Raw genomic sequence first — 10,948 nt, 5'->3', positions numbered from 1 at the left:
TGCGCGGCTGCGCAAGTGGTTTAAAACCCACTGCCGGGCGCACGGCACCACTCCAGATAGTCCTGTTCGCTTTCGCCCTCCAGCACGAAGCGGAGATAGCCTATTTTGCCTTCCTGAAGGAGTTCAACCAGCTCCTCGTGATTCATTGGTGTTGACATATTCCTGTTCTTTTGATGTTTATACTGTTTGGTTCTGATTCTAAATAGTCTGCTTTACATTTTCATGGAGTTTGATTTCTCCAGTTTGGCGGTCTGCGCCGAAAGCAACCCGTTGATTTCCGGGGTAAGGTACTTGGCGGCAATCTGCTCGCGCGTGGCGGTATGGGTCTTGAAAAGCGAATAGCCGTCGTCAAAAGAGATTTCATGTTTGGCGGTCTTGCCCTTGTCGCCCATGTCCACGTACACCTTCCACTTGTTGTCGGTATGGTCTTTCGCCACACGGATCCCCTTAGGGTCAACGCCTTCGGGAAGCCGGTACTTCTCGTAGGCGGATTTCAGGTGCAGCCGTTCGCCGAAGTTTTTCTCGATAAGCTGGTTGGGTGTCATCACCCTGTCGAAGTAAGCGTTCAGATCCTGGCGCGAGGCCACGGCGGACATCCTTGCGTCACCCACTTGGGCATAGAACTTGTACCTGCCGAAGTCGGGACGCTGCTCGTCCTTCTCCTTGTAGACATTGAACTTCTCGATGGCGACGGAACCTTCCGCACCCTCCATCTGCCGGGGGAACCTGTAGGTGTCCTCCGACACTTTCGGCATCAGCTTTGTCGGGTAGTAGCGTTCCATCAGCTGCGGCACGGTCAGCTCCTTCTTCTGGTAAGCGGCGAGGTCAGCGGCGTCCATCTTCTGCGGCTTGAGCTGCTGACCGTCAATCTTTGCGGTGAAGTACCAGTCCTCCGGGTTGTCCTTGCCTTGGTAGGCATGGCCGTGGGTCACCTTGCCGCCGTCGGCCGTCACCATCTGCGGCTCGCGCGGCTTGCGTTCCTTCTTCGCCTCGGCCTGTTGCTCCACATTGGCATCCGCCTTCGCTTCAGCTTTCTGTTCCGTACCTGCCTTTTGTTCCGTGCTTTTCTGACGGGCAGGTTTCTCCTTCACCTCATTGGGGTCAGTTTGGACAGGCTTATCCTGCACGGCCTGTTCTTTCTTCTTCTTTGCCATATCGGTATTGTTGGGTATGATTTCTTCTTTTACCTTTGACTTTTCTCCGGCTTTCAGGTCGGCTTTTTCTTCCTTTTTCTGCCTGGGCGTTTCAATCGGGTCGCAGATGGCCACCCTCTGCCCGGAGCGTATCAGTTTGGGAAGATATACATCCAAGGCGTGATAGGGAAACAGGGTGTATTTGACGGGGTCTTTCTCACCGGGAAGAACTCTGCTGGTCAGCGTGATGGCCAGTACGGCGGCGGCCTTGACCGCATCCTCCCTGTACATCTCGTAAAAATCCCCCTTGCGGAAGAGGAGCATCGCGTCGGGATGCTTCTGTTTCAGCGAGTCGAACTGCCGCAACATATCAGCGGCAGTTTCCTGTTCTTGTTTCTTTGCCATAAGCGGATAAATTTAGCGTTTGAGACTTTGGCTGGCATTCTCTTTGGGGGAGTGCAGCTTCATGGCACGTTCCTGCGACTGCCTGTCCACGACCTTCCGGTATTCCCAACGGTTGCTGTCGGTCTGCACCAGTCCGAGGTATTCCGGGTGTAACTCATCGTAGCGTAGCTTCTGCTGGCGTTCCCATTCCTTCAGGTCGCCCTTGATGATCTTGAAGCCTTGCGGCTCCCTCAGGTCAACGCCGACCGACACCTTCTCGCCGCCGACATTGAGTTCCACGGGCTTGCCGTCGCGCACCTGCTGCTTCTGCTGCGTACCCAGCTCGATGTCGTTCACCTTCTCCATGTCCTTCAGCTTCTGTTCCAGCCGAATTTCGGTCACACGGCGGTGGATGACGGAACGGGTCTCAGGGTCGAGCTGGAGGTACTGCCGGGTCTTTTCGCCGTCCACATCCACGGCTTTCTGTATGACTTCGCCTTTTTTGAGGCGTTCCGCTTCCTGTTCAGTCAGGCCGAGAGCCTTGTTGCGTTCCGTTTCAAGAATTGCCCTGACGGGATAGGCCATCAGGGCCGGGTTGCCCTGCCGGTCTGTCACCAGCTGGAGTTTGAGCGGCAGCGTGACGGCGTTGCCGTTCTGTGCGCGGATGGAGACCTGCATGAGGGGCGTGACCTCGCCGGAGAGCAGCTTTTCCTTCACCTCTTGCGGAAGAAGGTCTGCCTTCTCCTTGTCGATACCCAGCATCGCCAGCTTCCCGTAGGGCAGCGTTTCGGATAAATTTCTGTTGTCCATTTCGTTATACTTGTTTTTACGGGTTAATTTTGCGGCCGGAACCGCTTGAACACCCTGCAAAAGTATTTTCACCCAAACGAGAAAAAGAAATGCACAACACTATTCTGTCGTTCCTGATGCTGTTGCTGATGCCCCTTAGCGCATCGGCACAGTTCTATACCATCACCAAAGAGTCGGAGTTAATACCCGGCTCCGGAAACAAAATGATGAAAACGACTGGAAAAGAGAATGATACAATCAACAATAATGCGCAAAGTGTCAGAAATGACACCCTGCATATTCATGTGGCGACAAAAGAAAAGAAGAAGGGAATAGGCCAAAAAGGTGACAAAAGGACATCCCCAAAATCCATGCCTCCCGAATTGACTATCCCCAACCTCTATGCGGAAATCATGCGCAACGGCATACGACATCCGAAAATCGTATTGGCGCAGGCTATCCTTGAAACCGGATGGTTCACCTCCCCGGTATGCAGGAACAAGCATAACCTGTTCGGCCTGACCAATCCACGGACAGGAAAATATTTCGAGTTTGGGCATTGGACGGAAAGCGTCAGGGCGTACTATACAAAAGTGCAGTACAAGTACAATGGAGGGAACTACCTGCTATGGCTGAAGAACATCGGCTATGCGGAAGACCCAAGGTATGTCCGTTCGCTAAGCCGTATATTGGAGCAATACCTCTAAATTAAATCTGTTTGAACATTTTCAGCAGCACAGGTGACAGTAATGTCGTCGCCAATACAAGCACCCACAGATTGCCCGTCGATGGATTGTAGGCGGCAAGAATTTCCGTAATGGTACTGCCTCCGGTAATTCCGGCGGCAGACTCTAAGGCTGCGGTCAATAACGCCCAGCAAACACCTATTGCCAGACAGCCTTTCATGCCACAGTCTTTTACCAAACGGGGAAGCATCAGCCATGTTACCAGAAAGATGAATACGCTTAGCAATATCCCGCTCACGGGTAATGCCGTTTCTTCTCCAATAAGCTTGACCAGTACATATTCACGCAATCCGCCATTGAGTATTGCCACAGGGATGAAGCATATCCAAACGATAAATGATTTCAATAGCCGCATAATTCTTTGCATAAAGGGATGACTCTTTATCCTACGGCACTGTCCACATCTACATAATAATTTGCCGGATTGTTGCGGTCCACATACACGCGCACCTTCTTCTTCGGGGCTATCTCGTAGCTTTCATACCAGAAGGAACCGCTGCGGAAGAAGTACACCCGTCCATCCGGTGCGGTGTAGCGGCAACTGACCATGATAGGATGATGTCCGTTCATCGAACTGCTTGTATCTTCACCGATGCCTGTAATTTCCGCTTCCACCACTTCCCCCGTTGCCAACAGCTGACGGGCTTTCCGCTCATGGCTGCGTTTCACCAGCCAGAAGGCCGTCCCTATTCCGGTAAACACGGTTCCTATAAACGCGAAGATGAGAATCAGCCAACCGTTATCGTCCAGATAGCGCACTTCCCGCGGATAGTTTTTCTGATAATATATGGTTATCCGCTTGCCCGGATACATGGACGAGGATGCCATGTTGAGCATGGCCGTATAGGATTTTCCGTCTACGGTATATTCCACGACAGGAGTACCCAACGATTCGCTGCTCGCTCCGCGCATGGCCAAGATAACGGCATCCGTCGGTTCAGCCTTTTGCCGGAATGTGTGGCCGCTGACACCAACGGCGATGCCGACGATGAGCAGGATAATACCTACCGAAATAAATATGCCGCAGAATACGCGGATAAAGGTTTTGCCTTTCCGTCTGCCTTTGGCCAATGCCTTCTCTCTGTCGGGATACATAATGAATATGTTTTTTAGTGAATAGGACAAATGATAAATCATGGAGGAGTCAAACTGTTGTCCGTCTTGTCTGCGGCAAACTCGTCCAACCGATCACGGTAACTTTCGGGAATGAGCAGTTCCGGCCAGTCGCTCGCCCCTTGGGATGTAAAAGAGGCACCGGTGTAGCCCAGTTGGAGCGGCTTGCGGCATTTGCTGTCATAACGCCAACGGGCTGTCCGCGCTACACCAAAATCATCTGCATAGTAGCTCCACTCATTGGTTTCGGGGAAATACTGGTAGACCTCCGTAGTGCCTATGAGGGAAATAAACACGCCGGGAGGAAGCCCGATGTCGTCATGGCGCATATTCCGCCAGTTATTGTACACCACGAAACCGATGCCTGCCAACGCACCGGCGATGACGAGCCCTAAGAATGTCCTCCATATCCGCCCGAACATCTTGTATCCCCGGACAACCTCCTCAGGCCGTAGCCTGTCCAAGCTATTCCCATACTTTCCGAGGTATTGGCTGATGACGGCATCGTCCATATCCGGAACGGATTGTTCTGTAAGGCGGTGTTTCATCTTATAGAAAATGTCCGGATTATTCCGGTCAACAAACAGGGGAAGCTTGACGCCCACCCGTATCAGCCCCAAAATCCCTGCCATCGAGGAAGAAACGGATTCCTTGAAGCGGTGCTTCGAGCCTCCGGGCAAGGCAAATTCATAGACGGCCATTGTCGTCAGCTTGCCGTCAGAGTCCTTTTCATCCTTCAGTTCCACCACTTCGGCTTCCGTCAAGATACCTTGCGCAACCGCGTGAAGCTCCGTCTGATGCCTCTTCCAGGTAGCATGGGCAAAGAAGCAAGCCACTGCGATTAAGAAAAGGCCTAATCCACAACCAAACCAAAAATTAATCGGAATTAATGCGCACCAGAAAAGAGCACCTGCCCCGGCTATTACTGCAAAGACAATAACCGTTTCCTTTCGTTGGCTCTTCTTGCTTTCTTTATAGACTTCTTTGCGCAGGTCCTTTTCTTTCATGATACGAATGTTTAATGGATTTGATGACAAAAATAGCATCCTGATGTTTCATCACGGTTACAGCATTGTGAAATATGGCGAATAGCATAAACCAAATTATGGCGGAATATAGATAATTACAAGTGCATAAACCTATGATTTCCGACGCCTTTTCCTAAAATTTTGTAGAATATGACAAGAAACGAGCTGGAAATTGCCTGATTAGCAAAAGAACAGCAACTTTGTCCCAATATAAACGAACGTGAACAGCCATCATATAAATGTGTCATGGAAACGAACAAAGTATATCAGATGCCGTTGGCCAAGGTCTATCCCTTGCTGGTTGCCAAGGCCGAACGGAAGGGACGGTCGGAAAGCGAGGTGCGGCAGATTGCGCAATGGCTCACAGGGTACACGCCCGGACAGCTTACGGAAATTCTCGCCACCGACATTACATACGGCGATTTTTTTCAGAACGCCCCACAGTTGAATCCCGACCGCCTGCTTATCAAGGGAACGGTCTGCGGTGTTCGGGTCGAGATCATTGCAGAACCACTGATGCGTAAGATAAGGTATCTTGACAAGCTCGTTGACGAACTTGCCAAAGGGAAGAGCATGGATAAGATTCTAAGGAACTCTTGTCCGAATACATAAAAAAGTTGCCATGAAAATAAACGAGATATATAATTGCAGCGGATTGGTTGAATACATCAACGAAATCGGCTTCCTGCCGTTGCTGCACATGGGACTGGACGGATGGTCGGCGGAAGAAGCGGTTGACGAGGAATGCCGTTACGTCACGTTGCCCGACGGCGGATGGGAATGGCCGCTATGGGAATGGAAAGGCGACATCATCCGGGAGAGCGGATGCGCATACGGCAAGTTCTTTGACCGGAAAGCTGCCTTCATAAGCCGCGAATGGTGGCCGGACTTCTGCAACTGGCGCCGAAATGTGTATCCACATCCGGAGGAAAGCAGCATTGAGGACATGATACTTCAGACATTGCAGGAAAACGGCAGCATGATTACCCGTGACCTGCGCAAAGCCTGCGGCTTTACGGGAACGAAGATGCGCGGCAAGTTCGATACCTATATCTCACGTCTTGAAATGGGCTGTTATATCGTCACGGAGGATTTCGTCTATTCGAAAGACCGGCACGGGCGCAACTACGGCTGGGGGATGGTCGTTGCTTACCATGCCTGAAGTCCTCTTGGGCAAGGACAGCTGCCATCCCGACCGCACTCCCGAAGAGTCGCGCCAGCGGATGGAAAAGCACTTTCAAGGATTGTTCCCGGATGCGGACGGACGTTTATTTGACTTCCTGTTGAAGTGAACATTCAACAGATGCATAAAAGGAACAGATGTGCCGGATAAAAGGCATAGAAACAGTACTTGGCCACATTCCCGTGGATGAAACCCCTTGTGCCGTTATACAGGAAGATGACCGCACAGGCAAGCAGCGCACCGATTATGCCGTAGTGCATCATCAGCGGAAAAGCAAACAGCAGCTGCATTATCCTGCGCAAAGTGACCGGTGTGTTCTTGCCCATATTCAACAGGTAGAACACTACTATCATCAGCACACCCCTCCATTCGTAGTCCGCTTCCAACCATGCCGCTAGCCATGCCGTCATCAATATGGAACAACAGCATAAGATACGATGTTCCCAAAGCCTCTCGAATGCGGCCAATGCCGCCACTCCCAAGGCCAGCGTGAACATCACGTTGTGCGTGCCGTCCGCACCGTTCAACAGATACCACGGCACTTCGCTGACGACTGCGAACAACATGAGGGAAAGGAAGTACCGCATCCTGTTCCACGTATGGGCGAAACCTTCCGCAACCAGGAAAGCGAACACGGGGAAGGCGATACGCCCGAAGCACCGCATCACCTCATAAGTCATTGTATTGCCATCCATAAGATAATATGCGTAATGGTCAATAACCATGGAAACCACGGCGATGATTTTCAATGCGCTTCCGCTCAACAAAAGAAGCGGTTCAGGCAGATAGGAAGTCGAACCAATATTCATATATCATTATCTTTCAATATGTTATCAGAAACAGTTAGACAATCACTTAGCTCATTCCAAGCAGTTCCTTGACCATATCCTCTACCTCCTGATTAACCCGTTTGAAATTGCGGTTGAGCAGAATTTCCTTCTCCCTGTCGTTCTTGAACTCGTAGATTTTGGGCAGCGGCACGTAGTGTTCCTCCTCGTCCTTAATCTTCTTCATGTCGAAGTGCGTCTTGCAGAAATACTTGGTGGTCTTGAACTCCTCCGACTGTTCGATGTCGAACTTCTCCAACATACTCTCGTCCGTGGCGGTGAAGTCGCGCGCCGCCTGTCCGGCCAGCCATCCGGTGGCCATGTCCGCTATCTTCGCCGCCGGAACGAGGTAGTCCATCTTCTCTGATATGGTGGTGGACACCTTCTGGTCGTTGATGGATATGGAGCGCGAGGTCTGCTTGGCCTTGCCGAACACGTCGTTCTGCGCCCATTCCAGCGTCTCCTTGTTACGGGCAGCCCCCATGAAGATGTTGCCGCACGTGGTAATGATTTTCTGCATACCCACCTTGCCGTAGTCTGCCTCCAGTTGCGGAAGTTCCTGAAAACCTAATGTCACGGCCACCTTGTTGGAGCGTGCCGTACCGATAAGTCGGTCTATCTTGTGGAAGTACAACGTGGGCAGCTCGTCCACGATGATGCTCACCGGGATGTTCCCCTTTGAGTTCACACGGGTTATCAGGCGGTTCAGCACGAGGGCGTTGAGCGAGCCGATGACCTGCTCCTTCTCCGGGTCGTTGGCTATCACAAGATAGCTCGGATGCTCCCTGTCGGAAATCTTCAGGTCGAAGTCGTCCCCGGTGAACACCCAGTAGGCCTCCGGCGACACGAGCCTTGCGGCGTTGACGCGGAGCGTGCCCACCATTCCTTCCAACTGGTCGTTGGCCTTGTTCTCGTAAGCGCTCTTGAACGGCGCCATGAGAGAAGCAATCTTGTCGTCCTGCATGAGGATGTTGAACACCTGGTCGTATGGCCTGCCCAAAAAAGAGAGCACGTGCGGCATATCCGAATATTCCCCCGTAATGGTGTCCGGCTCCACCTCGTTACCGTCCCTGTCCTCGTACCAGCAGCGGTCGATACGTATCAGTTTTCCCGTGCGGTCCTTGTAGCTGTAACCGTTCAAGTCCACGAACATCCTGTCCTCGTCCGTGGAAACATCATTGCCTTTCTCGTCCACGAAGTCCAGCACTACATTGCCGTCCTTGTCTATGGCGTTGAAGTCGTCCCAATTCTTTATCACGATTTCCAGCTTCTTTCCCTCGTGTAGGATGAAGCGTCTGAGCTTCCTGCCGTCCTTGAAGCCCACGGGGTGGAAGTTCACGAAGAAGTAGATGATGGCCGCGAGGAAGTTCTCCGCCGAATTGGTGAAGAACGCCTCCGAACCGCCTTTCTTCTCGCCACCGCCCTTGTTGAGCGACGCCAGCAGGGTCGCCGCCGTTTCCGAAGCCGCCGCAAGGTCGGGGATGTATTTCCGCTGTATGGGGTTGATGCGGTCTGAATATTCCACGTCGGTAAAGTTGATGGTGCGGAAGCCGCAGTTAGCAGGCAGCCTGCCGGCCTTCCTGTTCTTGCAGAACTGGTAGAAGAGCGTCTTGGCAAGCGTGGGGTACTTGAAGTCATATACCATCATGGCGAAACCCTTGGCAGCGTGCTGCCGGATGAACGGGTCGATGACGCCGAACGACTTTCCCGAACCGGGCGTACCGAGAACGATAGTCCCACGGAACGGGTTGATGATGTTTATCCATCCCCTGTGCATTTTCCGTTTCCAATAGTATATCATGGGGATGTTCACCGAATAGTTGTTGGCGACCAATGCCTCCGACTGCTGGAACGACTCGTTCTCGAAGTTGAAGCGGTCTTCGCCCACCTTGTTGTTGTAATACTTGGCGATGCCGTCCAGACCCTGGTGTACCAGCATGGTGCCCACCACGGAGCAGAGAGCGTACAAGATGCGGTTGGCCGGGAAGCCGAACCAGCTGACGCCAAAATACATCCCATGGAACACGAAGCACAGCCCGACAAGGGTTAGCCCGGCCAGCACGGGATAGACCACCATCGTGCGCACATTGAACTTCAACGCCTTCTTCGCCTTGGTGCCGATACAGACGATGCAGATGCACACCAGCTCCGCTAGCTTACAGCCCGACACGGTGTTGAACACCTTGAAGCGCGCCAGCAGGTCGAGTATAAACTGTGTGACGCGGTTGTCCGCCGTGACGGGTAGGTTCATCACAATCTCTATGATTAGGAAGATGTAAATGCAACTGCGGAAATAGTTGTACATCTGCTGTTGTTCCCTTGTCTCTTCAAATGCCATGCCTTCTGTTTTATTTACAAGTGGTTAAAAAGGAATTCTCATTCCAAGCAACAACCCGTTGCGGAACGTATCTCCGTGCAGGAAGTTCACGTTGTTCTTCTGTATCAGGGCGAACTCCCAGCCGTTACGGAACACATAGCTGTATTCAAACCCTCCCTCCAACCCGATGAAGAACCGCTTTTGTACCGCGCCGAACTGAGGGCCGAAGCGGAAACGGAGCATTCCGTTCTTGTAACGCACCAGCCGGTGCTTGTAGACAATGCCGCCGTCCCAATAGTAGCCTTTCCAGAAATCCTTTTCCTGCCAATGAGTACCGGCCTCGCCGTACAGCTCCACGGCATTTCCGTATGACAGCGGATGCTCGTAACCTACGGTCGCGTTCAGTGTGGAGGGAAACAGGAAGCCGGCGTTTACCGCCAGCTTGCCGTCCTGTGCGGACGCGCCAATGGCAACGACCGCACTGAATAAGGTGATTAAAAACTTCTTCAAAAACTTCTTCATTGCTTGTCGGAATAAGAGATATAGTAATAAGGATAGTAGGCTGCATCCTTCAGGATGTCGGCATCGAAGCCGTCCGCATGGAGGATGTCCTCGTATTCGACGGTCAGCACGATGACCCGTCCGCTGATCTGATTCTCGGATATTTCAATGCGCAGCACCTTCTCGTCGGGAAAGGTCAGCTTGGGCAGCACCATCACGTTGCGGTAGTCTTTCCTGAACTTCCTCGTGGAGTTGAGCGTGAATACGGGCGACAGCTCGATAGTCTGCGAGTTGGTCGCCTTGGTCTCCTTCTTGTCCGTGAGCTTCACGCGGATTTCCTCGATGTCGTAGGGAATCTTCGTTTTGTTGCGCAGCGAAAAGTCGATGAAGAAGTAATCCCCGACGGCGTAGATGTTGTTGACCGTGGCCTTCATCCCGTGCGCCCTCGTCACGATCTGGTTGTACTTGCGCCTGCTGCCGTACACCGCCCACGCATAGCGTGCCATTTCGGACATGGGCATGGTGACTTCGGGGTTGATGTAGGACTGCGTATGGGTGTACGGCACCTCGAAGATGGCGGCCGCCTGTCCCGAATCTTCGGTATAGAGGACGTCGTATTGCGCGATGTGCCTTTCCCCGATGAGCGTGATGGTGCCCAGCAGCTCGTTCTCCGTGTAGCCGCCGGACTGTATGGAATCACCCTCATCATGGTACGGCTTGATGCGGACGATGTTGTCCGTGCATTGGTTGCCTGCAATCTTTGGGGTGGAGATGTCCACCAGCTTGATGGGTTCGGGCATGACGATGTGCGTGGTCACGTCCCGGTTGACATAGATTTTCTCGTTGGCGTAGGCGGTCATGCCCACGGCGCAGAGCAAAGTCAGTAAGATGGTTCTTGCTTTCATATATAAGTATGTATTTGTTTTC

12 protein-coding genes are annotated in these 10,948 nt (G+C 52.4%); 3 read left to right on the top strand and 9 right to left on the bottom strand.

Annotated elements, in window-relative coordinates; genetic code table 11:
* Positions 1–212: 212 nt before the first annotated feature.
* The gene (locus M3089_RS06140) at positions 213–1,538 is read right to left on the bottom strand and encodes a MutS N-terminal domain-containing protein (protein ID WP_249082502.1); all 1,326 of its coding nucleotides are present in this window, start codon (positions 1,536–1,538) and stop codon (positions 213–215) included.
* Positions 1,539–1,550: 12 nt separating this feature from the next.
* Positions 1,551–2,327 (bottom strand): DUF4099 domain-containing protein, encoded by a 777-nt coding sequence (locus M3089_RS06135; RefSeq protein WP_177608007.1) that lies wholly within the window; start codon positions 2,325–2,327, stop codon positions 1,551–1,553.
* An 89-nt stretch (positions 2,328–2,416) separates the two neighbouring features.
* Here M3089_RS06135 and M3089_RS06130 point away from each other — a divergent pair, with 89 nt between their 5' ends.
* A complete protein-coding gene (locus M3089_RS06130; protein WP_249082500.1) occupies positions 2,417–3,013 on the top strand; it encodes a glucosaminidase domain-containing protein in 597 nt (198 codons plus the stop codon).
* Position 3,014: 1 nt separating this feature from the next.
* On the opposite strand, the gene M3089_RS06125 is transcribed toward M3089_RS06130, so the two are convergent.
* From M3089_RS06125 to M3089_RS06115, 3 genes are read right to left on the bottom strand one after another with little or no spacing between them, the layout of a single operon-like run.
* Positions 3,015–3,419, bottom strand: a complete 405-nt coding sequence (locus tag M3089_RS06125; protein WP_249082497.1) for a hypothetical protein — start codon at positions 3,417–3,419, stop codon at positions 3,015–3,017.
* A gap of 14 nt (positions 3,420–3,433) precedes the next feature.
* The gene (locus tag M3089_RS06120; protein ID WP_249082494.1) at positions 3,434–4,147 is read right to left on the bottom strand and encodes a DUF3592 domain-containing protein; all 714 of its coding nucleotides are present in this window, start codon (positions 4,145–4,147) and stop codon (positions 3,434–3,436) included.
* A gap of 38 nt (positions 4,148–4,185) precedes the next feature.
* Entirely contained in the window at positions 4,186–5,172 is a 987-nt protein-coding gene (locus M3089_RS06115) for a DUF3592 domain-containing protein (RefSeq protein ID WP_249082492.1), read from the bottom strand.
* Between the two features lie 267 nt (positions 5,173–5,439).
* Here M3089_RS06115 and M3089_RS06110 point away from each other — a divergent pair, with 267 nt between their 5' ends.
* Together M3089_RS06110 and M3089_RS06105 are read left to right on the top strand one after the other, a co-directional pair.
* Complete coding sequence (locus M3089_RS06110) at positions 5,440–5,805, top strand: DUF2200 domain-containing protein (protein WP_249082491.1); 366 nt, start codon at positions 5,440–5,442, stop codon at positions 5,803–5,805.
* A 10-nt stretch (positions 5,806–5,815) separates the two neighbouring features.
* Positions 5,816–6,355: an AlkZ-related protein gene (locus tag M3089_RS06105; RefSeq protein ID WP_309249697.1), complete on the top strand. Its 540-nt coding sequence runs from the start codon at positions 5,816–5,818 to the stop codon at positions 6,353–6,355.
* Between the two features lie 134 nt (positions 6,356–6,489).
* Here the strand turns inward: M3089_RS06105 and M3089_RS06100 are convergent, their stop codons facing one another.
* Genes M3089_RS06100 through traN form a run of 4 tightly spaced genes read right to left on the bottom strand, consistent with a single transcriptional unit; the run spans position 6,490 to position 10,926 of the window.
* Entirely contained in the window at positions 6,490–7,185 is a 696-nt protein-coding gene (locus M3089_RS06100; protein WP_249082489.1) for a TraX family protein, read from the bottom strand.
* Positions 7,186–7,231: 46 nt separating this feature from the next.
* Positions 7,232–9,541: a type IV secretory system conjugative DNA transfer family protein gene (locus M3089_RS06095; RefSeq protein ID WP_249082487.1), complete on the bottom strand. Its 2,310-nt coding sequence runs from the start codon at positions 9,539–9,541 to the stop codon at positions 7,232–7,234.
* Positions 9,542–9,565: 24 nt separating this feature from the next.
* Positions 9,566–10,030, bottom strand: a complete 465-nt coding sequence (locus tag M3089_RS06090) for a hypothetical protein (RefSeq protein ID WP_249082485.1) — start codon at positions 10,028–10,030, stop codon at positions 9,566–9,568.
* Between the two features lie 8 nt (positions 10,031–10,038).
* Complete coding sequence (traN, locus tag M3089_RS06085; protein WP_249082482.1) at positions 10,039–10,926, bottom strand: conjugative transposon protein TraN; 888 nt, start codon at positions 10,924–10,926, stop codon at positions 10,039–10,041.
* Positions 10,927–10,948: the final 22 nt, after the last annotated feature.

This window comes from Marseilla massiliensis (genome assembly GCF_023336985.1).
In the GTDB taxonomy this organism is placed as follows: Bacteria; Bacteroidota; Bacteroidia; order Bacteroidales; family Bacteroidaceae; genus Prevotella; species Prevotella intestinigallinarum.
This window is presented reverse-complemented; position numbering and strand designations above follow the sequence as displayed.